Annotated in this window: 24 protein-coding genes and 1 tRNA gene; 14 read left to right on the top strand and 11 right to left on the bottom strand. The window is 55.2% G+C overall.

Features of this window, described 5'->3' with window-relative positions:
* Nucleotides 1–127 precede the first annotated feature (127 nt).
* Entirely contained in the window at nucleotides 128–919 is a 792-nt protein-coding gene (locus tag C8E02_RS05735; RefSeq protein WP_047965487.1) for an outer membrane protein assembly factor BamD, read from the top strand.
* Nucleotides 920–995: 76 nt separating this feature from the next.
* Here C8E02_RS05735 and C8E02_RS05730 read toward each other — a convergent pair whose 3' ends face one another.
* Nucleotides 996–1,334, bottom strand: coding sequence for a P-II family nitrogen regulator (locus tag C8E02_RS05730; RefSeq protein ID WP_047965486.1), 339 nt, complete (start codon nucleotides 1,332–1,334; stop codon nucleotides 996–998).
* Between the two features lie 149 nt (nucleotides 1,335–1,483).
* Between C8E02_RS05730 and purL the strand changes: the two genes are divergently transcribed.
* The gene (gene purL, locus C8E02_RS05725; RefSeq protein WP_120809991.1) at nucleotides 1,484–5,365 is read left to right on the top strand and encodes a phosphoribosylformylglycinamidine synthase; all 3,882 of its coding nucleotides are present in this window, start codon (nucleotides 1,484–1,486) and stop codon (nucleotides 5,363–5,365) included.
* A gap of 132 nt (nucleotides 5,366–5,497) precedes the next feature.
* Here the strand turns inward: purL and C8E02_RS05720 are convergent, their stop codons facing one another.
* Complete coding sequence (locus C8E02_RS05720) at nucleotides 5,498–6,187, bottom strand: Bax inhibitor-1/YccA family protein (RefSeq protein ID WP_120809990.1); 690 nt, start codon at nucleotides 6,185–6,187, stop codon at nucleotides 5,498–5,500.
* Between the two features lie 158 nt (nucleotides 6,188–6,345).
* On the opposite strand from C8E02_RS05720, the gene C8E02_RS05715 reads away from it, so the two are divergent.
* Together C8E02_RS05715 and C8E02_RS05710 are read left to right on the top strand one after the other, a co-directional pair.
* Nucleotides 6,346–6,430: transfer RNA gene (locus C8E02_RS05715), tRNA-Leu, on the top strand.
* A 152-nt stretch (nucleotides 6,431–6,582) separates the two neighbouring features.
* Complete coding sequence (locus tag C8E02_RS05710; protein ID WP_120809989.1) at nucleotides 6,583–7,581, top strand: tyrosine-type recombinase/integrase; 999 nt, start codon at nucleotides 6,583–6,585, stop codon at nucleotides 7,579–7,581.
* Here the strand turns inward: C8E02_RS05710 and C8E02_RS05705 are convergent.
* The 6 genes from C8E02_RS05705 to C8E02_RS17185 form a co-directional block, all read right to left on the bottom strand.
* Nucleotides 7,578–7,865: a helix-turn-helix transcriptional regulator gene (locus tag C8E02_RS05705; RefSeq protein ID WP_047965482.1), complete on the bottom strand. Its 288-nt coding sequence runs from the start codon at nucleotides 7,863–7,865 to the stop codon at nucleotides 7,578–7,580. The two genes, C8E02_RS05710 and C8E02_RS05705, sit on opposite strands and share 4 nt — an antisense overlap.
* A 41-nt stretch (nucleotides 7,866–7,906) precedes the next feature.
* Nucleotides 7,907–8,098: a hypothetical protein gene (locus C8E02_RS05700; RefSeq protein ID WP_047965481.1), complete on the bottom strand. Its 192-nt coding sequence runs from the start codon at nucleotides 8,096–8,098 to the stop codon at nucleotides 7,907–7,909.
* Nucleotides 8,095–8,400 (bottom strand): helix-turn-helix domain-containing protein, encoded by a 306-nt coding sequence (locus tag C8E02_RS05695; RefSeq protein WP_047965480.1) that lies wholly within the window; start codon nucleotides 8,398–8,400, stop codon nucleotides 8,095–8,097. Before C8E02_RS05695 ends, C8E02_RS05700 begins: the two co-directional genes overlap by 4 nt.
* A 15-nt stretch (nucleotides 8,401–8,415) precedes the next feature.
* Nucleotides 8,416–8,748 carry a hypothetical protein gene (locus C8E02_RS05690; RefSeq protein WP_120809988.1) on the bottom strand — a complete coding sequence of 111 codons (333 nt, stop codon included), beginning with the start codon at nucleotides 8,746–8,748 and terminating at the stop codon, nucleotides 8,416–8,418.
* 112 nt (nucleotides 8,749–8,860) lie between these two features.
* Nucleotides 8,861–9,034, bottom strand: a complete 174-nt coding sequence (locus C8E02_RS17405) for a hypothetical protein (RefSeq protein WP_156167841.1) — start codon at nucleotides 9,032–9,034, stop codon at nucleotides 8,861–8,863.
* A gap of 22 nt (nucleotides 9,035–9,056) precedes the next feature.
* Entirely contained in the window at nucleotides 9,057–9,287 is a 231-nt protein-coding gene (locus C8E02_RS17185) for a hypothetical protein (protein WP_147424457.1), read from the bottom strand.
* Nucleotides 9,288–9,747: 460 nt separating this feature from the next.
* Here C8E02_RS17185 and C8E02_RS05685 point away from each other — a divergent pair, with 460 nt between their 5' ends.
* Nucleotides 9,748–10,467, top strand: coding sequence for a hypothetical protein (locus tag C8E02_RS05685; protein ID WP_120809987.1), 720 nt, complete (start codon nucleotides 9,748–9,750; stop codon nucleotides 10,465–10,467).
* 133 nt (nucleotides 10,468–10,600) lie between these two features.
* On the opposite strand, the gene C8E02_RS05680 is transcribed toward C8E02_RS05685, so the two are convergent.
* Together C8E02_RS05680 and C8E02_RS17400 are read right to left on the bottom strand one after the other, a co-directional pair.
* Nucleotides 10,601–11,857, bottom strand: coding sequence for a Fic family protein (locus C8E02_RS05680; RefSeq protein ID WP_082133603.1), 1,257 nt, complete (start codon nucleotides 11,855–11,857; stop codon nucleotides 10,601–10,603).
* 169 nt (nucleotides 11,858–12,026) lie between these two features.
* On the bottom strand, nucleotides 12,027–12,950 hold the full coding sequence (locus C8E02_RS17400) for a BRO-N domain-containing protein (protein WP_170152114.1): 924 nt from the start codon (nucleotides 12,948–12,950) through the stop codon (nucleotides 12,027–12,029).
* A gap of 295 nt (nucleotides 12,951–13,245) precedes the next feature.
* Between C8E02_RS17400 and C8E02_RS17180 the strand changes: the two genes are divergently transcribed.
* The 5 genes from C8E02_RS17180 to C8E02_RS05660 are packed head-to-tail and all read left to right on the top strand — an operon-like array spanning nucleotide 13,246 to nucleotide 17,771.
* The gene (locus C8E02_RS17180) at nucleotides 13,246–14,373 is read left to right on the top strand and encodes a hypothetical protein (RefSeq protein WP_147424456.1); all 1,128 of its coding nucleotides are present in this window, start codon (nucleotides 13,246–13,248) and stop codon (nucleotides 14,371–14,373) included.
* Between the two features lie 34 nt (nucleotides 14,374–14,407).
* Nucleotides 14,408–15,319 (top strand): hypothetical protein, encoded by a 912-nt coding sequence (locus C8E02_RS17175; protein WP_147424455.1) that lies wholly within the window; start codon nucleotides 14,408–14,410, stop codon nucleotides 15,317–15,319.
* Entirely contained in the window at nucleotides 15,316–15,774 is a 459-nt protein-coding gene (locus C8E02_RS17170) for a hypothetical protein (RefSeq protein WP_147424454.1), read from the top strand. The genes C8E02_RS17175 and C8E02_RS17170 overlap by 4 nt, the downstream gene beginning before the upstream one ends.
* A 37-nt stretch (nucleotides 15,775–15,811) precedes the next feature.
* Entirely contained in the window at nucleotides 15,812–16,801 is a 990-nt protein-coding gene (locus C8E02_RS05665; RefSeq protein WP_170152113.1) for an AAA family ATPase, read from the top strand.
* Nucleotides 16,758–17,771 carry a hypothetical protein gene (locus tag C8E02_RS05660; RefSeq protein ID WP_147424453.1) on the top strand — a complete coding sequence of 338 codons (1,014 nt, stop codon included), beginning with the start codon at nucleotides 16,758–16,760 and terminating at the stop codon, nucleotides 17,769–17,771. The genes C8E02_RS05665 and C8E02_RS05660 overlap by 44 nt, the downstream gene beginning before the upstream one ends.
* Nucleotides 17,772–17,840: 69 nt before the next feature.
* Here the strand turns inward: C8E02_RS05660 and C8E02_RS05655 are convergent, their stop codons facing one another.
* The gene (locus C8E02_RS05655; RefSeq protein WP_120809983.1) at nucleotides 17,841–18,566 is read right to left on the bottom strand and encodes an XRE family transcriptional regulator; all 726 of its coding nucleotides are present in this window, start codon (nucleotides 18,564–18,566) and stop codon (nucleotides 17,841–17,843) included.
* An 83-nt stretch (nucleotides 18,567–18,649) separates the two neighbouring features.
* Here C8E02_RS05655 and C8E02_RS05650 point away from each other — a divergent pair, with 83 nt between their 5' ends.
* The 4 genes from C8E02_RS05650 (at nucleotide 18,650) to C8E02_RS05635 (ending at nucleotide 20,904) form a co-directional block, all read left to right on the top strand.
* Nucleotides 18,650–18,997, top strand: a complete 348-nt coding sequence (locus C8E02_RS05650; protein WP_082133600.1) for a YdaS family helix-turn-helix protein — start codon at nucleotides 18,650–18,652, stop codon at nucleotides 18,995–18,997.
* An 88-nt stretch (nucleotides 18,998–19,085) separates the two neighbouring features.
* Nucleotides 19,086–19,544: a phage regulatory CII family protein gene (locus C8E02_RS05645; protein WP_170152112.1), complete on the top strand. Its 459-nt coding sequence runs from the start codon at nucleotides 19,086–19,088 to the stop codon at nucleotides 19,542–19,544.
* 128 nt (nucleotides 19,545–19,672) lie between these two features.
* Complete coding sequence (locus C8E02_RS05640; protein WP_120809981.1) at nucleotides 19,673–19,909, top strand: hypothetical protein; 237 nt, start codon at nucleotides 19,673–19,675, stop codon at nucleotides 19,907–19,909.
* Nucleotides 19,909–20,904 (top strand): hypothetical protein, encoded by a 996-nt coding sequence (locus C8E02_RS05635; protein ID WP_120809980.1) that lies wholly within the window; start codon nucleotides 19,909–19,911, stop codon nucleotides 20,902–20,904. Before C8E02_RS05640 ends, C8E02_RS05635 begins: the two co-directional genes overlap by 1 nt.
* Nucleotides 20,905–20,928: the final 24 nt, after the last annotated feature.

Here is a 20,928-nt window from a genome sequence, read left to right as displayed (position 1 = left end):
TAAATCGGGTGATTTTAAAGGAGTCGGGCGGGATTGTCCCGTTGCTGTTTGCGCGCCGCCCGAAACGGCGGGGGTGCGCAAAATGCTGTTTTGGTTATAATCGACGGCAGTCAAACAAGGACACCTCATGAAAAATAGTTTTGTAGCCTTGCTGGCCGTCGTGTTGATGGCAGGTTGCGCCACGGTGGACACCAAAGATGAAACCCGCGGCTGGACGGTAGAACGCATCTACGCCACTGCGCGCGAAGAGCTGGATGGTGGCAACTATCAGCGTTCGCTGAAACTGTATGAAACCTTGCAGGCGCGCTTCCCGTACGGGCGCTACGCGCAGCAAGCGCTGATGGACGAAGCCTATACCCATTACAAGGATGCCGAGCCGGAGCTGGCGATTGCCTCGGCCAACCGCTTCATCCGCCTGTACCCGTCGCATCCGAACCTGGACTACATGTACTACCTGAAGGGCCTGGTGTACTTCAACGAGGACAGCTCGTGGATGTCGCGCCTGTCCGGTCAGGACATGAGCGAGCGCGATCCGAAAGCGGCGCGCGAATCCTACCAGGCCTTCCAGGAGCTGGTGGCACGCTTCCCGCAGAGCCAGTACAGCGCAGATGCCACCGAGAAGATGGTGCGCCTGATCAACGCGCTGGGGGCCAGCGAAGTGCACGTCGCCCGCTACTACATGAAGCGTGGCGCCTGGCTGGCGGCCATCAATCGCGCGCAGACGGTGGTGAAAGAGTACGCCAACACCGGCCACAATGAAGAGGCGCTGGCCATCATCGTGGTGGCCTACGAGCAGCTGGGGATGAAAGACATGGCGGCCGATGCCCGTCGCGTGCTGCAGCTGAACTTCCCGCAGAGCAACTATCTGCAGACGCCGTGGCAGGTGCGCGAGCAGTCGTGGTGGAAGTTCTGGGGCTGATGCCCTTGCGGCCAACCTTGGCGCCATGAAAAAACGGCACCCGCAGGTGCCGTTTTTTCATTGCTGTGTCAGTGGCTTATACAGCGTCTTCGTTGGTTTCGCCGGTGCGGATGCGGACCACCTGTTCCACCGCGGTCACGAAAATCTTGCCGTCACCGATCTTGCCGGTGCGGGCGGTGCTAACGATGGATTCGATGGCGCGTTCCACCAGGTCGTCGGCGATGACCACCTCGATCTTGACCTTGGGCAGGAAGTCGACCACGTACTCGGCGCCGCGATACAGTTCGGTGTGTCCCTTCTGGCGGCCGAAGCCCTTGACCTCGGTGACGGTCAGGCCATTGATGCCGATTTCGGACAGCGCTTCGCGCACTTCGTCCAGTTTGAACGGCTTGATGATCGCTTCGACTTTCTTCATTGAAGTAACTCCTTGAATTTTTGCGGGTAAGCGCGTTCGAACGGCGCCTGCTGTCAGACAAAATACGAATTCTGGCCTTATAAAGACAGGGGGTTTCGTGTATTATGACGCGCTTCCCTGATCCTTGTCTTCATTGTTGCGGGTATCCAATGTCGCACGTTCTCAAGCTGCGGGGCGGTGTCGCCCTGTCCCAGTTCCGACTCGATAAACTTCTTGCTGCTGCTCGCGAAGCAGGTCTACCCGATCTGACTATTGCGGCAGAGTACTGGCACTTTACCGAAAGTGAAGCGCCACTGAGCGAGGCGCAAGTCGCCGTGCTGGAAAAATTGCTGACCTACGGCGAACCGCCGCTGGCGCAGCAGCCTACCGGCGATCTTTTCCTGGTTACGCCGCGTCTTGGCACGCTGTCGCCATGGGCTTCCAAGGCTACCGATATCGCACGCCACTGCGGTCTGGAGCAGGTATTGCGCATCGAGCGCGGGATTGCCTTCCACATCACCACGGCCACCCCATTGACCGAAGAGGCTCGTCAACGTCTGGCGGGCCTCTTGCACGATCGCATGACCGAAACCGTGCTGCCGTCGCTGGCCGATGCCGAGCGCCTGTTCGTGCACATCAAGCCACAACCGCTGTCCACCGTCGACATCCTCGGCGGCGGCAAGGCGGCGCTGGATGCGGCCAACCTTGACATGGGTCTGGCGCTGTCGCCGGATGAAGTCGACTATCTGGTCGAAAACTTCATCAAGCTGGAGCGCAACCCGACCGACGTCGAACTGATGATGTTCGCGCAGGCCAACTCCGAGCACTGCCGTCACAAGATTTTCAATGCGCAGTTCATCGTCGATGGCGTAGAGCAGGGCAAGTCGCTGTTCCGCATGATCCGTGACACCCACGACGCCCATCCAGAAGGCACCCGCGTGGCCTACAAGGACAACGCCTCGGTAATCGACGGCGCCACCATCGAGCGCTTCTATCCGCAGCCGGACAGTAATACCTACGCCTACAGCGAAGAGCCGACCCACATTCTGATGAAAGTGGAAACGCACAACCACCCGACCGCGATCTCGCCGTTCCCCGGCGCCTCGACCGGTAACGGTGGCGAAATCCGTGACGAAGGCGCTACCGGTCGCGGCTCGCGCCCGAAGGCTGGCCTGTCCGGTTTCACTGTCTCCAACCTGAACATTCCGGGCTTCCCGCAGCCGTGGGAAGACGCCAGCTACGGCAAGCCGGGCCGCATCGCCTCGGCACTCGACATCATGCTCGAAGGCCCGATCGGCGGCGCCGCGTTCAACAACGAATTCGGCCGCCCGAACCTGGCCGGCTACTTCCGTACCTTTGAAGACAACTTCCAGGGCGAGCGTCGCGGCTACCACAAGCCGATCATGATCGCCGGCGGCCTGGGCAGCATCCAGGAACAGCAGATCTTCAAGAACGAGATTCCGGAAGGCGCGCTGCTGATCCAGCTTGGTGGCCCGAGCCTGCTGATCGGTCTGGGTGGCGGCGCGGCATCGTCGATGGATACCGGTGCCAACAGCGAAAACCTGGACTTCGATTCGGTACAGCGCGGCAACCCGGAAATCGAACGCCGTTGCCAGGAAGTGATCGACCGCTGCTGGCAGCGCGGCGCGGCCAACCCGATCGTGTCGATTCACGACGTCGGTGCCGGCGGCCTGTCCAATGCCTTCCCCGAGCTGGTGAACGACGCCGGTCGTGGTGCCATCTTCCATCTGCGCAAGGTGCATCTGGAAGAAAAAGGCATGACCCCGATGCAGATCTGGTCCAACGAATCGCAAGAGCGCTACGTGATGGCCGTGATGCCGGCCGACCTGGAGCTGTTCACCGCCATCTGCGAGCGCGAGCGTTGCCCGTTCGCGGTGCTGGGCGTGGCCACCGATGACGGCCACCTGCAGGTGCGTGACGATCATTTCGACAACAACCCGGTCGACATGCCGCTGGAAGTGTTGCTGGGCAAGCCGCCGCGCATGACCCGCGACGTGACTACCCGCACCGTGATCACCGAAGCCTTCGACGCTGCGCAATACGACACCAAGGAATCGGCGTACCGTGTGCTGCGCAATCCGACCGTGGCCGACAAGTCCTTCCTGATCACCATCGGCGACCGTACCGTGGGCGGCATGACCGCACGCGACCAGATGGTCGGCCCGTGGCAGGTGCCGGTGGCTGACGTTGCCGTCACCGCGATGGGTTTCAATACCACCAAGGGCGAGGCGATGGCGATGGGTGAGCGTACGCCGGCGGCGTTGTTCTCCGCTCCGGCCGCCGGCCGCATGTCGGTGGGCGAGTCGCTGCTGAACCTGGCTGCGGCCAACGTTGGCGAGCTGGGCAACGTCAAGCTGTCCGCCAACTGGATGGCCGCTGCCGGTCACCCGGGCGAGGATGCCAATCTGTACGCCACCGTGAAGGCGGTGTCCGACATCTGTATCGACATCGACGTCAGCATTCCGGTAGGCAAGGATTCGCTGTCGATGAAGACGGTATGGGAAGACCAGGGCGAGAAGAAATCGGTGACCGCACCGCTGTCGCTGATCATCTCCGCGTTTGCCCCGGTGGCCGACGTGCGCAAGACGGTGACGCCGCAGCTGCAGGCCGCCGACAGCGCACTGCTGCTGCTGGATCTGGGTGCCGGTCGCAACCGTCTCGGCGGTTCGATCTTCGGCCAGGTATGGAACGACATGAACGGCCAGACACCGGACGTGGATCAGGCGGCCAAACTGGCTGCTGCCTTCCACACCATCCAGTCGCTGGTGCAGGACGAGCTGCTGCTGGCTTATCACGACCGCTCTGACGGCGGCCTGTTTGCCACGCTGGCGGAAATGTGCTTCGCCGGTCATCTCGGCGCGCAAGTCGAGTTGTCGGTACTGACTGACGACACTGCGGCCAACGTCAATGCCGTGCTGTTCAACGAAGAGCTGGGCGCGGTGATGCAGGTTGCCGTCGACCAGATCGACGAAGTGCTGGCGCGCTTTGCCGCCGCCGGTCTCGGCGCCGAAACCAGTGTCATCGGTGTGCCGACCGACGACAACACCCTGACCCTGTTGCATGGCGAAGAAGTGGTGCTGGCTGAATCGCGCGTCGCGCTGCAGCAAGCCTGGTCCGAGACCAGCTACCGTCTGCAACGCCTGCGTGACAATCCTGCCGGCGCCGACAGCGAGTTCGCACAGATCGCCGACACCGCATCGCGCGGCCTGTTTGCCGAGCTGACTTTCGACACCAAGGACAATCCGGCGGCGCCGTTCATCGCCACCGGCGCGCGTCCGCGCATCGCCATCCTGCGCGAGCAGGGCGTCAACGGCCAGATCGAGATGGGCGCGGCGTTTACCCGCGCCGGTTTCGAGGCGGTCGATGTGCACATGTCCGACGTGATCGCCGGCCGTATCCAGCTGGCCGATTTCAAGGGTCTGGCGGCGTGCGGCGGCTTCAGCTACGGCGACGTGCTGGGCGCCGGCGAGGGCTGGGCGAAGAGCATCCTGTTCAACGCGCAGGCGCGCGAGCAGTTCGAAGCCTTCTTCGGTCGCGGCGATACCTTCGCGCTGGGGGTGTGCAACGGTTGCCAGATGATGTCCAACCTGTCGGATATCATTCCGGGCGCGCAGTACTGGCCGAAGCTGAACCGTAACGCTTCCGAGCAGTTCGAAGCCCGCTTCGCGATGGTGGAAGTCACCGAATCGCCGTCGATCTTCCTGCAGGACATGATCGGCTCCAAACTGCCGGTAGTGGTATCGCACGGTGAAGGCCGCGCGGTATTCGCGCCAGGTCATCAAGAGCAGGTGCTGACCGCGCTGCGCTACGTGGACTTCAACGGCCAGCCGACCGAGACCTATCCGATGAACCCGAACGGCTCGCCGGCAGGTATCACCGGCGTTACCACGCCGGACGGTCGCTTCACCATCATGATGCCGCACCCTGAGCGCGTGTTCCGCACGCTGCAGAACAGCTGGCATCCGGCGGAGTGGGACGAAAACGGCGCCTGGTTCCGCATGTTCGCCAGTGCCCGTCGCTGGATCGGCTAAGCAGTTCGCTGAAAAGCAGACAAAACACCCCGCCACGGCGGGGTGTTTTTTATGGTGCCTACCGATGACACAAGGTTGGCCGCAATAAAAAACGCCGGCCACATGGCCGGCGTTGTTGTAGGCGGGGCGGGGTTAGTCGCGGTCGCCAGCGAAAGCCATCAGCAGGTGCAGCAGGCTGGTGAACAGGTTGTAGATGCTGATGTAGATGCCAAGCGCCGCGGAAATGTAGCTGGTCTCGCCACCGTCAACGATGGTTTTGACTTGCCACAGGATCATCAGCGAGCTGAACAGCGCGAAGGCGGCGGAAATCACCAGCGACATCAGCGGCAGCTGCAGGAAGATGTTGGCAACCACCGCCACCATCAGCACGATGGCACCGACCATCAGGAATTTGCCCATGCCGTTCAGGTCGCGCTTGGTAGTGGTGGCGATGCCAGCCATCACGGCGAAAACCAGCGTGGTCGCGCCACCGGCCACCATGATCAGCTGCGAGCCGTTGGCCAGCTTGAACGCGGCTTGCAGCAAGGGGCCGAGCAGCACGCCCATTAGTAGCGTGAACAGCAGCATCAGCGGCACGCCCAGTGCGTTGTTGCGGTTGGCTTCGATGGCGAAGGTCAGGCCATAGAACAGTGCCAGGATGGCGATCATGCTCATGATCGGGCTACCCGCCATGAAGGCGAAGTTCATGTTGGCACCGACGGCCGCGCCGATGACGGTCGGTATCATCGACAGGCCGAGCAGGGCGTAAGTATTGCGCAGCACCTTGTGACGGCTGCCACTCAGTGCAGTGCTTTGGTAGGCGGTGTGCAAATTGGGTTGCATGGCGAAGAGACTCCTTGCTGTTGTTGTTTGGGTAATGCAGGTCATGGACAATATACCTGTAGGATAGTTTCGCCATCAAAAAATATTTGGAGCTGGATCTTGCCTAGCGTGGGCTTGTCTACTATTATGCGCACTCTGCTGAAGCAAGGCAGTGAGTCGCGAAAGTGGCGGAATTGGTAGACGCACTGGATTTAGGTTCCAGCGCCGCGAGGCGTGAGAGTTCGAGTCTCTCCTTTCGCACCACTACATTGCTTCATGGAAAACACTAAACCGCTCAAACCCAAGCACAGCAAAGGTTTCGGCGGTTTTTTGTTGTCTACTCAAAATGCAAAATCCCCCAAGAAAATACAATTTAACGCTACCATGTGTCCCATATTTGTCCCGAGGTTTGTCCCATGGCGACGTATGAGAAACGTGGTGACGCGTGGCGCGTCAAGATTCGCAAGGGCGGGGTAAGCCTGTCTGAATCAGGTTTCCGCACCAAGCGCGAGGCGAAAGCCTGGGCGGTGAAGAAAGAAGCCGAAATCTCTGCACAGGCCGCGGGTCTGATCCCGGACAAAACCTTTGGCGAGTTGCTGGCGCGCTACGCTGAGGAGGTATCACCGCGCAAGCGGGGCGAGCGGGCGGAGCAGATGCGCATCGCGCTCTACCAGCGCGAGTTCCCGGTGTTGATGGCGGTGAAGCTGGCCAGCCTCAGCAATCATCACTTTTCCGATTGGCGCGATCAGCGACTGAAGATGGTCAGTGCGGCCAGTGTTCGTCGCGAGTGGGCGCTGCTGCAGCACGCGCTGAATATTGCGGTGAAGGAGTGGGGCTGGATCAAATCGAGCCCGCTTGATTCCCTGACCAAGCCGGCGGCGGCGAAGGCGCGCACTCGCCGGCCGACTGATCTGGAGTCGGAGGCAATTTTGCTGGCCACCGGCTATCACCACGAGATGCCCCCGTTTCTGATGACTGCCCGGGTTGGCGCTGCGTGGCTGTTTGCGATCGAGACGGGTATGCGGGCTTCCGAGATCTGCGGCCTGACGCGGGAGTCGATCGATTTTGATCGGCGTCTGGCGCACCTGGCGATGACGAAGAACGGCCATGCCAGGGATGTGCCGCTATCTGTCGAGGCGGTGCGCTTGCTGCGGCAGGTGATGGAGGCGGTACCGGATGGGCCGGTGTTCGGCCTGCGGCCTTCGTTGCTGGATTCGCTGTTCCGGAAGGCGAAGGCGCAGGCGCTGATCGAGGATCTGCACTTTCATGACAGCCGGCGTGAGGCACTGACCCGGCTGGCCAAGAAAGTGGATGTGATGACCCTGGCGAAAATCAGTGGTCATCGTGACTTGCGGATACTGCAGAACACTTACTACGCGCCGGACATGGCCGACGTGGTGGCGCTGCTGGATTAGGCGCGCTTCTTTTCCTGGCGGGCATCCGCCCAGCGCATGATTTCGGCGACCTTCCAGCGACGGTTGCGGCTGGTGCCGGTGGCGATGTTGATCGCTCGCGGAAAGTCGGGGCTGACGGCGATCCGCTGCATGAAGTGCTGCGAGCTGACGCCCAGGTATTCGGCGCAAGCGGCGGCATCCCAAAGCTGCTTGTCTGCCGGAATCACCGGCCGCGGTGTGGCCAGCGTGTAGATGAGCTGCTTGATGCTCTGCACCAGCTCGGCCGTGTCGATCGTCGAATTCATTCTGCTTTCCTTTCCAAGGTGGTTGCGGGGCGTGCCGGCCGTTAACCCAACACTTCGCAATCCTGATTTGCCCAGCTGCGCCAGGCGCTGATCGTGGTTTGCTGATCCTGATTGAATTGCACGTGGGTCAGCGTGCCGCGCTGGTTCTGCAGTACGCCGGTGACGTGTCGCGTTACACCGAAGCGGCGCAGCACGTCTCCCGGCTGTGGTTGCTTGCGCGGGTCGCGGCTCATGCCACGCTGCCCGCCGTTGATTGCTGTGCCTGGACGGCTTTTTTCAGGCTCTGGTACAGATCGGCGTGGCTTTTCTTCAGGTACTCCATCACGGCTAGGTCGGTGTTGTTCACTTTGGCCAGATCGATCTGCTCGACGTGCACCAGGCGTACCAGCTCGCGGACGGCTTTTGGCATGTTGCGGCCGGATTCGTAGCGAGAGCCGCCGGACTGGGTAACGCCGACGCGGCTCCAGAATTCGCTCTGGTTCAGGCCAAGGTTGTGACGGATCTCGCGAGGGTCGGCGATGGTGGCAAAGTTCATGGTGTTCTCCTGTTGTTAGGTGCGTTGTTCCAACCGGAAGGTGAATGCGTCGATCGCGACACCCTCCGGCGGGTTGATCAGGTATTTGCCCTGGTTGTTGATGACGATGTGGCCGGTGGCCTCTATCGCCGGCACGGCATGCTCGATGCTGTTGACGACAATCAGCGGTGCGTAGGCTGTTAGTGGCCAGCTGGGCGGCACAGCAACGGCTGGCACGCCACAGAGCGACAGGTGGTCTACTAGCTGGTCTGCGCGGTCAAAGTCCTTCCTGTGGGCTGCTAGCGTGGCTACAGCGTGGGCGAACTGCTCGCCCAGCCGGATCAGGGTGTCGACATGTAGCGTGCTCATCTCGCAATCCAGTCAGCTAGGGTCAACAGGGCGATGAATGCCGCACAGGCGCCTATGTCGCGTGCAAAGGCTTTTCCCATGGCCAGCAGATCCTGCTTAAGTTCCGCGCGCATCACGCCACCTTTCCGGCCGGCTGTGGCCGCTGGAGCTTGCGCACCTCGTGTACCGGCAGGCCAAGCATGCCCCAGCCGATGAAGCGAAGGCTGTAACCTCGCTCGCGGAACTGCTCCGCCAGCGCCTCCGGCACATGGCCGATCAGGGTTTCTTTGAAAGACGGTTGCATCATTGCTCTCCCTGTTTTCCTTGCTTCAAGGACATGCCCAGACAGGCGTGCTGCCCGCACTTGGCGTCAAAATTTCCAGGCATGAGGCAGCAGGCCGGCGCGCCGCCACGATCTGGCGATATTCACCGCGAGCAGGCTGCTCATTCGTCAGGTTCTGCGCTGTGGGCGCCTTGATGAGCACGGCGCGCTTGTTCCACTCTGCATGGCTAAGGCCGGGCAGGTGGCACAGCAGTAACAGCAGACAAATTCGGGACATGGCGGCCTCCTTGTTGGTGTCCCCTTCGGCGCGGTGCGGTGAAGCGTGCACGGCATGGGCGAGGGCGGGTGGGGTTGGCTAGTCCACCACCGCGCGGCGCAGTGAGGCGCAGCGTTTGCCCAGGCTGAAGGGGTGTTAGTCGGCTGGTTAATAACTTTGGTTAATTTGGTGTCATTATAGCCATGAGGATTATTTTGTAAATAACCGTTGTTATTTTTGTGGTGGTGCGATGTGGCAAAAGTGTCACGCCGGCGTTGAGGGGGCTGGTAGTCGGACTGCTATTCGTGGGTCAGGCTTGTGGGTTGAGGTGTGACTTATCGATTAACATGCCAATTAACTACTCAAGCGATAGGGCAATAACGTGGGCAAGCCAACTTACCGTCGAAGGCGGAGGCGTTCTTCCAGTGCAAGCAGCATCCAGCAGCCATCCAGCTTTCTCTATCAGGTCAAGCTGTGGGCCGTGCTGACTGCCATCATCGCGCCTGGTGCCTTTCTTATCGGGACGTACTACTACGAAGGCTATGTGGAGGCCTTTGGCGTTCGGGTAGAGGACTTGCCGGTCAGCACATCTGTCCTCTATGTGCATGCATACAAACTGGTTGGCATCTTTCTGCTCAAGGTGGCAGAGGCATTGGTGAGCTTTGTTGACTGGCAGCGACCGCTGTTGATGCTTGTATATGTGGCGGCGGGATGGGTGGGGCTCTACGGGCTACTACGACTGATCCGCTGGTTGGCAAACTTGCCCAGCCATCATCTACTGAACCGATTCGTGCGATGGCTTCACCCGAGTAAGAACGATGTAACGCTTGTATCAATCATGACGGTGGCGATTTCCTATGCGGCTGTGTTGCTTTTAACCGCAGTCGGTACCATGGCTCTGTTTTGGTGGCAAATCCCCCTGTCTGCATCGAAGCAAGGTCGTGACGATGCTCAGGAAAAAATATCGGATTTCAATGCGTTAGGGTGTCATCGCCAAACCAGCGATGGCTGGGGAAATTGCGTCAAGATTACGGACGCGAAGGACAAGGTACTGTATGAGGGGGTTTTGGTTGGCAGTACTGATAAAAATATCGTTCTGTACACGGCACAGGGCGCAAAGGTTATGCCGCGCAAGAATGACTGGTATTTGCTGCACGAGCGTACCAGCCCCAGCAAGGGCACAAAGCCCGACGTGAAATAGACAAAGCTGGACGGCCCTCGCTGTCCGGCTTTTTTGCGTCTGGAGCAGCAGGCCAGCCGTCCAGGTTGGCCGCTGTCATGCTGCCGGCAGTGAAGGTTCCGTTTGCATCCTCCCGGTGGCCAGCAGGATGTTGTCAGCCTTTTTTGGCATGCAGCGCCCGTAAGGTCTGCTCTGTGACGTCGATGTCGCCATGCGGGTAAAGGTTTGGCAGCAGGAAAGACATGGCGTGGACTGGAAAGCCGACCCGAACCTTGCCCTTGGGGGTGTCTGAAGCCAGAAAGCCTTCGGTGACCAGCTGGCCTAGTACGGTACGTGCTGTGCGCTCGCTCAAGCCGGTTAGCCGTGCGGCTTCTCCACGCTCAAACTCGCCCATGGTGAAGGCATGCATGTACAGGTAGGCTGATTCCGGCCGCAGCATGGTGCTGCGAATTTGTCGGAAGTACGTGTCTACTCTGGCGCCGAAGCTATCCAGATCGAACATGCTGGCCATGAACCTGGCCTGATCAACGCCAACCTGCAGGCCAAAGCGGCAGAACTCCGCCAGCCCGCGTTCGGTCAGGTTGCCGCGGCCATCCAGATCGCCATGACGTGGCTCATCTGCCTGAGCCAGCAGTGATTTGTAGGTGTCGGCCTGCTTGGCCAGACCGCGAGACATTGACCATAGCGAAGTGCCGTTTACACCACAGGCTCTGAGCATGGCATCCAGTGTGATGCGCGCAACGCGGCCATTGCCATCCGCAAACGGGTGAATCCACACCAGGCGGTGGTGAGCGGCTAATGTGGCAACAATGCTGGTCAGCCGGGAAATGCCGCCCTTGTCTGCCCATGCCAGCCGCCGGCCGTACACCTCGGTGTAGCGGCTCAGGAACACGCCGAGGTGTTCGCTCTTTGGTGGCACGTGGCGCCCGACTCGCACTTCGCGCTGACGGAATTCGCCCGGCGTCATCACCGAGCCATCTTCCAGGATGAGCATTATGGTGGGCAGGTGATCACAAAATAGCCGGTGAGTCTCCTGCAGGAAGAAAGGCAGATTGTGTTGTGTCAGCTGCCAGCTTCTCGCCCAGCGATCCGCCACGATATGCGCACGTGCCAGGCTCTGGTGGTCTTTGTCTGCGCCAAAGCGCGCCGTGTCCTGTATTGCCTTGTCGATATCAATCGGCAAAGTCTTGTGGCCTTCGATCAAGTTGCTGTAATAGCAGTTCATCCCTGAAACCAACTCCGCCAGTCCGCGCGCGGTCTGCTTGTGGATCTTGGCATCAAGCCGTGCCGACTCCAGGCACAGGTCATGAGCCAACCCCACCAGCTCACCGAATAGCGGGCGCGAGTCTTCTATCACCATGGGTTCCATTTGTGATGGATGGTCGTAAAATTCCAGTTTTCCTTCGGTCATTTGCCGATCTTTCTGCCGATGTTTTGACGAGTATAAACCAGTATCAACAATGGTTTACTGGCGAAGTATTGAAGGTGGCGACGAAATATTGCCGATCTTTCTGCCGATGTTTGATCGAAAAAGCCGAACAGCCCTCGCTGTCCGGCTTTTTTGCATCTGGCGCGGAGCTTCAGCCGGCCAGGCGATTTGCCGCGGCGGTGAGGATGGCGGCCAGTTCGGCTCGTGTCCAGATTTCGTCGCGTGCCGCGATGCGGGCGGCCAGTTCTTCGCGGCGGACGACGAAGGCATCCAGTGGTACCAGCTCGGACTGGATGTTGCCGTGGCGATCGGTGCTTAGCAGCAGGCGACTGCCATCAGGGGGCGTGGCCAAGGTTGGCCGCGCGGAGTCGGGCTGTGCCGGGGCAGGGGCTGCGGCGTACAGAAAGCGACGGACGGCTGGCATGGCCTGGGTGGCGAAGGTGGGCGAGATGCATTGCGCCAGTTGCTGCGCACCGGCCTCGGTCCAGAGGGTGAGCACGGGCAGCTTGCGGCATGGCGTATCGGGTGAACTGCGGTTGTCTAGGCGGAAATGGCGCTGTGCCTCGCCGGTCAGCAGGAAGTAATGGGTGTTTTCGAGCAGGTGAGAGGCGTGTTGGCGACTGTAGTTCTGGATGGTGCTGGTAGTCAGGCCAAAGCATGCGGCCAACCTTCGCACAGTCAGTACCGCTTGGCCGTTAAATTTCGTTACATCCGAAGACAGTTGCGATGACGACACAATATAATCGGTGGAATTATGCTTTTGCGTTAGCACATCGAGTACCCAGCGACGGAATGCCTTTGCCTGATCGGTTTTGGCCAGCATGCCAAGAAGGTGAGCGCCGCGCAGCGAGAAGATCCGTACCGACTGCTTGCCGCCGGCTGTATCCAGCTCAACCAATGCGGTCATGTCGTCACTGAACTCATCTGCATTTCGTTCGAAAAGTTTTGGAATGTCAGCGGATGGATTTTTGTAGCCCAAGGCACTTCCAATTTGGAAGCCCCTTAACCAAGGTTGGCCGCAATGGTCTGTGATATCGAATGTGATGTTCTGAAAAACAAGGGATTGAGCAGCCATGATGGCCTCCGGGATAACGGTATATTTACCGCCACCCTCGTCGCCAAACGGGGGTGGCAGACCGAACGGGGTTGGCGAACCGGCTCCACGGACACCGGCAGACCCAAAGGTCTCCCCGCCGGCCCGCCATAGAAGGCGCGCACAAGCGCAGGAACAAAAACAGCCGCATGGGCAGCTTTTGTTCGCCATGGAATTTCAGGTCGCCAAACCTGTGACCCGTGATTGAACGGGATGAAATTATCTTAAATTGTGAAACGGTTTGCGTCAAGGTTTGCTGCTAGAGGGGCGGTGTGACATGTCTGAATTTTATGATTTTCATTTGGAAAAGCTTGGAGAGATATTTAAAAGCATTCATGAAAAAATTTGCGAAATTGAAGATTTTATTAATAATTATCCTGCGGATGTAAAAGGTGGATTTGAGTTATACGCGAAAAACCATCAAGACTATTTTCATTCACTTGATGCTAACGCAACTGATGACGTTATATTTGATATTGCCAGAAAAAATTATTACTCCGTAATAAAGCTTTTAAAGCTTTTAAGAAAAAATCACAATAATAATAACAGTGCAAGCCATTTAAGAGTTTTTGATTTTGTGTATTTGGAATCGCTGGCTACTGAAGCGGGGAAAATAATTAATTTATCAAAAAAGAAAACTGTGCTAAATGATTTTTACAATGAAAGGATTGATGAGTTAAGTGGTTTGAAGTCAAAAATTTTTGCTGTGAGTAGTGATCTCAACTCGTTTTCTGATAGATTGAATAGCGAAAAAAATGAGTTGCAAAAAAACTTATCATCCTTGAATGATAAAATTGAAAGCTTGAACTTGTCCGTGATAAATGCCGAGGCTAGGGGTGAGGGCATCTATCAAGCAGCAGTCCAAAAGTTCAAAGAAAAGGAAGATCAAGTTAACGAAATGCTTGATGTTTTGTCGCAAAGGGCGATAGCTGGCAGCTATGAGAATAGTGCCGCGGAAGAGAAAAAAACCGCAGATGCCATGAGAAATGGGTCTGTCGCTTTGATGCTGGCAGTGGTAGTAATTGTTGCAGTTGCTTTTTTTGAAACGACTAGCAATGATTTCAAATGGGAGAACTCGCTATTTCGAGTGACATTGGCATTGTTACTATCAGTGCCCGCCGGATATTTGGCTAGGGAGTCTGCAAAACATCGAGAACAGCAGTATAGCCATCTGCAAACATCACTAAGTTTAAAAGCGCTGAGTCCATATTTGGCGACATTGCCAGAAGAGCAGCAGCATAAGATTAAAATAGAAATGGCAGATAGGATATTTGCACAACGTGATTTTTCAATGGTTTCAAAAGATTCGTTTCCAATTAATATGCAAGAGTTAGCAATGGCAATAGTTAATAAATTGGATGCAAAAAATATTGTCAAGCCTACCTCTGTTGATAAAAATAATTAATTGATAATATTTGAATTGTTTGCGAGGGTTGGATATGAGTTCTTCTTTTAAGGACGCAATGGATGGGACTGCTTGGGAAAATTATTGCGAGAAAATATTAAGGATACACTATGGTGTTAGATCCTTTACTTCTGTTCCTCATGCTGATAGTGGTGATCATGGGCTAGAGTTTTTTGCGGATGATGGGACATTATTCCAATGCTACTTTCCAGATCCTTCGTGTAGCATGGAAGATCACAAGCAGAGGGTGAAAAATAAAATCAATGAAGATCTTAATAAATTAATTAAAAATGAAAGTGGAATAAGCTTGTTGCTTGATGGCTTGGTTATTACACAGTGGTTATTGTTGGTTCCTAATGTGCGCAGTAAGGACTTGATAAGTTATTGCAACACAAAAACAAAGACATTCTTAAAAAAAGCACCATCATTTATAAATAAAGGTAATTTTAAAGTTAGAATTGAAAGTGACGATGCTTATCCTTTGGAGAAGCATAAGGCTAGAATGCTTATCGAAAGTGCAATTGACTTCCCTGTACGCGAGATCACCCAAGAAGAAAAAGATCAGTGGAAGTCTATAAATACTAATTTTCATAACAATTTAATTAGAAAGTGTGGGAAAATTGCACCATCCCCTGGTGCTATGGTTGATAGCTTGATCGGTGACTATCTGGTGTTAGAGGATTTGATTGTGGCATACCGAGAAGAGTTTCCAGAGTTGCATAAGGAGATCTCAGATATGGTTGCTGCTAATTTGAATATATTAAAAACAAATGCGTTGTTTTCCAAAGAAGACCCTGCAGAGCTTGTAATGGATTTGCTAAAAAAGAATAGGGCTAATGTCAGTAGTTTGAGACAAAAAATATCCATGCAGAATTCCGAGAAATTCTCAATTGGCTTTGTTTCAAAATGGATTGCTGAATGTAAAATGGATTTTATATTGTCATGAATGATATGAATGGTAGTGTTCGAATTGTAATCAGTGATGCTGGTTATGAGGTGCCAATTGAGAATCGGCCACTATGGCGATTGTTGATGTTATGTTTGTGTATGAAGTTATTAAGTTCGGATGGTGTCGGCCTGCCAACAGCAAAAATAAGAGCGGGCAGTTGGATGGTTTTAAGACCAGCTAGATGGCATGAATATAAGGATTTTCTTTTTGGGTATTCTGACGAATCACCTAAAGTGATGCCTGATAGTAATGTTGATAGGGCTATTCAGATTGGTATCGCAAAAGGCTACTTTTCTATGTCCAATAGTGGGCGTGTTGAGTTGATGTCAATGGGGCAGTCCTTGGTCGAATTGGCTGAACAAGCTGATGTGGCATCGGCTGAGCGAGAGTTTTTGCAAGACATAAAATCTAAACTAACCGATAAAGTGGTTAAATTTATTATCTGGGGGTGATATGCTGGGGTTGAAATTGCTGAAGCTTTCAATAAACGTGATTACGAAAGATAAGAATTTTTCTGTAAGCATTCCGTTTAATGATGGGTTGAATGTTATTCGTGCTGAGAACTCCTCTGGTAAGTCTACCTTTGTTAATTCGATTGCGTATGCGCTAGGGTTGGAGTCTATATTAGGGCCTGGCAGACGAGCGCCGTTCCCTGCTGCAATTACAAATGCGATTTTTTTGAATAAGAACAAGAATAACAATAATGAACAAGGTTTTTTTGTTGTTGGGTCATTTGTTGACTTGGAAGTATCCAATAAAAACGGTGATATTGTTTGTTTGCGACGAGAGGTGAAGGGTAATCCGGATAAAATAACGGTTGTTTCTAAAGGTGAGGCTCAAGATTTTTTCTTGAAGTCGGCAGGGTCAGTTGGTTCTGCTATTAGTGAGCTGGGTTTTCATAACTGGTTGGCAAAATTTATTGGTTGGAATTTGCCAATGGTCCCAAGGTTCGATGGCAGTCTTGCACCTTTGTATTTGGAATGCATTTTTCCATTGTTTTTTATCGAGCAAAAAAGGGGGTGGTCTGAAATACAAGCCAATGCGCCACTTTACTATAAGATAAAAAATCTTAAAAAAACTGCACTTGAGTTTTGTCTTGGTGTTTCTGATTTTAGTCGTCGCGGCGATGTTGAAAAATACAAAGTTGCAATAAGGCAACTTGAAATTCAGTGGGAAGGCATTAAGTCATCATTTGAGACATTGAGTGAGTTAAATGGCCTGTTGGTGAATTTTGATTGCGATATAGATTCTGAAAATTATGTTCGTCTAGGTGTTTTATATCATGTTAGCAATGGAGATAGGGTTACGGTCGGAGATTATTTATCAAACTTGCAGAGAAGAATCAGGAAGATTGATCAAGATTTGCAAGGCTGGAGTTTTGGGCATGAATTGGAAGCCGCCATATCAGAGCGTCAGCTAATATCAGAAAAAATATTTGCACTCTCAGAAAAAAAACAACAACATCGAAGCTACGAGTAAAAAAATAAATAGGAAACTTGTTTCTCTCGAAAATGATCTTGATCGATATAAGCAGCTTCGTCGATTGATTAGTGTTGGCGCTAAAAATGGCATTAATATTGAGACGAAAAACTGTCCAGTGTGTGACACCAAGTTGCAAGAGAGCTTTACACCAGTTGAAGATGGTTATGAACCGATGACCATAGATCAAAATATTGCATACTTGGAAGACCAGAAGAAATTCTATGATGCTATCAATAGTCGGAATAATGAAGAGTTGAGGGCTGGCATTGTTCAAGGGCGGTCAATGCAAAGTGAATTGGAGAGAGTGGAGGTTTTAATTGGTTCGTTTAAAGATGAAGAGAGAAAGTATTTAGATGCTTTTGGAAATGAAATCAAAGAGGTTGCTGAATTAAGATTCTTGGAAAGAGAGTTTCAGAAAATAATTTCACAACGAGACAAGTTAAATGCCAGTGCTGAGGTGATTTTTAAAGAGCATTCTTTAAAAGCTGAATCGCTTGAAATTGCAATGAAGTCTGATTTGGGTGGGGTCTCAAAAGAAATTTTTGACGCATTGAAGTCGCGCTTAATAGCCAACCTGCAAGATTTTTCATATAAAAATATGAACATTCATGCCCTAGATATCTCCAGTCAAACTTTTCGTCCTGAGTTGGATGGTTTTGATATTGTGGCTGATATTTCTGCAAGTGACTCTATTAGAATTATTTGGGCATATACGTTGGCATTGATGGAGCTTGGTGTGGAGTTTGATGCGGTTAAGCATGGGGGGTTTGTCGTTTTTGACGAGCCTAGACAGCATGAAGCAAGTCATGAAAGTTTCATCGCGCTGCTGAAAAAATCAAAAGAAAAATTTTCAGAAAAAGGACAGGTTATTATTGCTACTAGTATTCCGGTTGCTGATATGGCTGTTTTAGGTTTGGATGAAAGTTGCCTTACTATTTTCAATGACGGCGAGTATATGATTCAGTAGTGATGTTGAATTATATGATGTAAAAAAGCCCACTCAACCGAGTGGGCTTTTTTGCGTCTGGCCATCGGCTTACACGCCGCCGCTGACGGCCACCACACGGCCAATGATGCGTAGCAGGTGCAGGTGCTCTGGCGGTACCACCTTGTCGGGGTAGATGCGCTTGTTGTCGTTGTCGCTGACGATGCGGATGCCGCCGCCGACTTCCTTGAACAGGCGCTTGATGAAGAGTTGTTCTTCCAGGGCGATGGCGTAGACCTTACCGTCGATGATGTGGCCGTTCTGGCTGTAGTCGACAACGATGCTGTCGCCGTCGAGCAGGCGCGGTTCCATGCTGTCGCCACTGACGACCATGGTGGCGGCGGTGTCGGGGTTGATGTTCATGCGATCGGCCCAGCGGCGGGTATAGGCCTGGCGCTGGCCTTTTTCATCGACGTGCCAGACCAGCGAGCCGCCGCCGGCGGAGAGTTTGATGTCGATGGCGGGCAGGAAGATGTATTCGTCGTGCGGCAGCTGGTCTTCGTTGTCCCAGACGGTGATGTGCCGTATGCCGGCATTGCCCTGGCTGCCGGTGAGTGGCTGGCTGGCGGGGTCTTTTTGCAGGTGGACGTCGCCGTTGCTGAGCTGTTCGGCGGTCAGGCCGAGTGCCTTGGCGATTTCGAGGATTTTGCGTGTGGTACCGCCGGCCTCGATTTTTTGCAGGCCGGGCTGGCTGATCGGCACTTTGGCCGCCAGCTCTGCTTGTGTCATGCCGCGCAGTTCGCGCGCCAGTTTGATGTGTTCGCCAAGTCGTGTCATTTCTGCAGCTTATTCCTGAGGTTATTTATCGTCAAACAACATTAGGCATTGCCGTTTAAATAACTTTAGGTATAATCGCGGCCATGGATACTCGTTCAGTTATCACGGCATGGGTGAAGTCGGTTGGTGGCCAATCTGCTGCCGCCCGGCTGATCGGCATTTCTCAGCCTGCGCTTTGCAAGATTCTTCGTGGCAAGTGCCGGGTGTCGCCGGCGCTTGCGGTGCTAATTGAGCTGCATTCGGGGATTTCCTGCGAGGTGTTGTCGCCGGATTTCCCTTGGCAGTCCGCTGCTGTTCTGGTGTGTGGCCATGCTGGTGGTGTTGAAGCCTTGCCCGATCTGGTGCGGGTGAGGGCTGCCCGGTTTCCCGAGCAGCTGTCTCTTTCAAGTTTTCAAGCCAATGCCCCTGATGGCTTGGGTTTGCCCGGCTGAGCCGGGCGTTTTTTATTTGTTTGATCTGGCTGTGAGTCTAGGTGCGGGGTTGCTGCGTCGTCCACGGTCGTTTTGGCGGGAGTCGATCATGTCTGTTTTGGATGTTGCTCATTCTGTGGTGCATGACTATCCGGGCGGTGCGGAGGCATTGGCTGTCCGGCTGGGCATGGCGGCTTCGACGTTGCGCAGCCAGGTGAATCCGAATATCCCGACGCATGTGTTGGGGTTGTTGTCTGCGGTGCGGATCAGCCAGTTGTCGGGTGATTTCCGGATGTTGTTTTCGTTTGCGAGCGAGTGCGGTTTTGTGTGCATGCCTTGCGATGGGGCTATTTCGGAGGTGTCGCCGCTGATGGGCTTGTCGTCTTTGATGGAGGCGCATGGTGATGTGGGCGTCCAGGTGGCGTCTGCGCTGTCGGATGGCCGGATCAGTGCGTCGGAGATGGATGCGATCGAGGATGCGATTGCGGCCAACGTTACGCGTTTGCATGTGCTGGCGGGTGCGCTGCGTGCGGCGCGTCGCCGGGGTGTTTGCCATGCGCCGGCCTGATCCGGTGTTGCAGGTGTTGCAGCGCAAGGCTTATCGGGTGCGTTGTGCGCATCCGGATGATCGGCATGCGGCCGGCGCTGCTTTGTTAAAGACGTTGATCCGTTTGCTGGATAGCAAGGTTGGCCGCAATGACTCTGGTGGTGCTGGAGTGGCTGCAGGAGAGCGGCCGTTTGCCAAGTGATGCAGCGTTTTTGGCGGCGTTGTCCGCTGCTGGTTGGCTGGAGTTGCAGCGCCGCGAGGAGCGTCGGTTGAGGTCGCTGTATGGGGATGAGTATATGGCGGCGCTGGGGCTGCGTTTGCAGGCGTTAGGATTGGATTTGGCTGTTCGCCGGGTGGCGACGCGGCCTTTTGTTCGGGGTGGGTGATGCCTTCTATTGTGTTGACGGATGCTGAGTGGGATTGCCTGGCGGGTGAGCCGGGGGATCTGCTTAAGCTGTATGTGGGGCTGCGCCGCCGGATGGATTTTGCGTCCGGTGTGGTGGGCTTGGTGACGCGTCTGAAGGAGCAGGTGTTCCGTGACTTGCTGACGGTGGATGCGGTGCGTGGCCGGCATACGCCGCCACCGGTGACGCGCAAGCGTTGGCGGGCTGCGATTGCGCGCTTGTGTTCGCTGGGCTTGCTGGTGGACTGCGGGAACTTCGTTTTCGAGTTGCCTTGCGCGTTGACGGATAAGCTTGTCCAAAACATGAGGGGCCAATCAGGGGCCAATGAGCGTACGGCTGGCGGTGGTGTTCAGCGGCCGGTTTCGAATGGCTGGAAAGCCAGTGCTGGTAAGGTTTTGGAGGTTGCGGCCAACGTTGCGGTTGAGGGTGGTGCCGGGGTGATGGTTGACGGTGGTGGTGCTGATGAGGGGCACACTTCCGCTTCTCCGGTTATCCGTAAAAAGCGTGAGTGTGTTGGCGGCAAGGCTGGTGCTGTGTCGCGGCCTGCGGCGCGTGCCTCTCGCGTGCCGGTGGATTTTGTGGCCGATGAGCAGGCGGTGGCGCTGGCTAAGGGCTATGGGCTGGATGTGGCGACGGAGCAGGTGGGCTTTGTGTCGTATTACCTGGGCTGCAGCAGGCCGGTGTTGTCGCCGGATTGGCAGGCGAGGTTCCGCAAGTGGTTGGTTAATGCGGTGCAGTTCCGTGCGGCTTCTGGCAGCCGTGCGCCGGCGAAGGGTTTGGCGCCTGCGGCGCGGTCTGCAGGGGTGTCAAATGGCCGGCCTTGGTTTTTGACAGCGAAGGGGATCGAGCTGAAGGCGATGGAGCTGGGCTTTGCGCCGCCTCCGGGGGTGCCTCTTGGGCTGTGGAAGCAGGAGGTGTTTTCGCTGGCTGGTTTGTCTGAGGCGGAGTATCGCCGCGGGGTGGTGGATTTCGCGTAGGTGTTGGTTGTGGTGCGCTGAGCA

It is taken from the genome of Vogesella indigofera (assembly GCF_003633895.1).
In the GTDB taxonomy this organism is placed as follows: Bacteria; Pseudomonadota; Gammaproteobacteria; order Burkholderiales; family Chromobacteriaceae; genus Vogesella; species Vogesella indigofera.
Note: the sequence above shows the minus strand (reverse complement) of the source record. Positions and strands in the feature narration are given on the sequence as shown.

Excerpts from the sequence above, each read along its gene's own strand:
- C8E02_RS05735 (WP_047965487.1), top strand. The coding sequence starts at position 128 with ATGAAAAATAGTTTTGTAGCCTTGCTGGCCGTCGTGTTGATGGCAGGT.
- C8E02_RS05730 (WP_047965486.1), bottom strand. The coding sequence starts at position 1,334 with ATGAAGAAAGTCGAAGCGATCATCAAGCCGTTCAAACTGGACGAAGTG.
- purL (WP_120809991.1), top strand. The coding sequence starts at position 1,484 with ATGTCGCACGTTCTCAAGCTGCGGGGCGGTGTCGCCCTGTCCCAGTTC.
- C8E02_RS05720 (WP_120809990.1), bottom strand. The coding sequence starts at position 6,187 with ATGCAACCCAATTTGCACACCGCCTACCAAAGCACTGCACTGAGTGGC.
- C8E02_RS05710 (WP_120809989.1), top strand. The coding sequence starts at position 6,583 with ATGGCGACGTATGAGAAACGTGGTGACGCGTGGCGCGTCAAGATTCGC.
- C8E02_RS05705 (WP_047965482.1), bottom strand. The coding sequence starts at position 7,865 with ATGAATTCGACGATCGACACGGCCGAGCTGGTGCAGAGCATCAAGCAG.
- C8E02_RS05700 (WP_047965481.1), bottom strand. The coding sequence starts at position 8,098 with ATGAGCCGCGACCCGCGCAAGCAACCACAGCCGGGAGACGTGCTGCGC.
- C8E02_RS05695 (WP_047965480.1), bottom strand. The coding sequence starts at position 8,400 with ATGAACTTTGCCACCATCGCCGACCCTCGCGAGATCCGTCACAACCTT.
- C8E02_RS05690 (WP_120809988.1), bottom strand. The coding sequence starts at position 8,748 with ATGAGCACGCTACATGTCGACACCCTGATCCGGCTGGGCGAGCAGTTC.
- C8E02_RS17405 (WP_156167841.1), bottom strand. The coding sequence starts at position 9,034 with ATGATGCAACCGTCTTTCAAAGAAACCCTGATCGGCCATGTGCCGGAG.
- C8E02_RS17185 (WP_147424457.1), bottom strand. The coding sequence starts at position 9,287 with ATGTCCCGAATTTGTCTGCTGTTACTGCTGTGCCACCTGCCCGGCCTT.
- C8E02_RS05680 (WP_082133603.1), bottom strand. The coding sequence starts at position 11,857 with ATGACCGAAGGAAAACTGGAATTTTACGACCATCCATCACAAATGGAA.
- C8E02_RS17400 (WP_170152114.1), bottom strand. The coding sequence starts at position 12,950 with ATGGCTGCTCAATCCCTTGTTTTTCAGAACATCACATTCGATATCACA.
- C8E02_RS17180 (WP_147424456.1), top strand. The coding sequence starts at position 13,246 with ATGTCTGAATTTTATGATTTTCATTTGGAAAAGCTTGGAGAGATATTT.
- C8E02_RS17175 (WP_147424455.1), top strand. The coding sequence starts at position 14,408 with ATGAGTTCTTCTTTTAAGGACGCAATGGATGGGACTGCTTGGGAAAAT.
- C8E02_RS17170 (WP_147424454.1), top strand. The coding sequence starts at position 15,316 with ATGAATGATATGAATGGTAGTGTTCGAATTGTAATCAGTGATGCTGGT.
- C8E02_RS05655 (WP_120809983.1), bottom strand. The coding sequence starts at position 18,566 with ATGACACGACTTGGCGAACACATCAAACTGGCGCGCGAACTGCGCGGC.
- C8E02_RS05650 (WP_082133600.1), top strand. The coding sequence starts at position 18,650 with ATGGATACTCGTTCAGTTATCACGGCATGGGTGAAGTCGGTTGGTGGC.
- C8E02_RS05645 (WP_170152112.1), top strand. The coding sequence starts at position 19,086 with ATGTCTGTTTTGGATGTTGCTCATTCTGTGGTGCATGACTATCCGGGC.
- C8E02_RS05640 (WP_120809981.1), top strand. The coding sequence starts at position 19,673 with ATGACTCTGGTGGTGCTGGAGTGGCTGCAGGAGAGCGGCCGTTTGCCA.
- C8E02_RS05635 (WP_120809980.1), top strand. The coding sequence starts at position 19,909 with ATGCCTTCTATTGTGTTGACGGATGCTGAGTGGGATTGCCTGGCGGGT.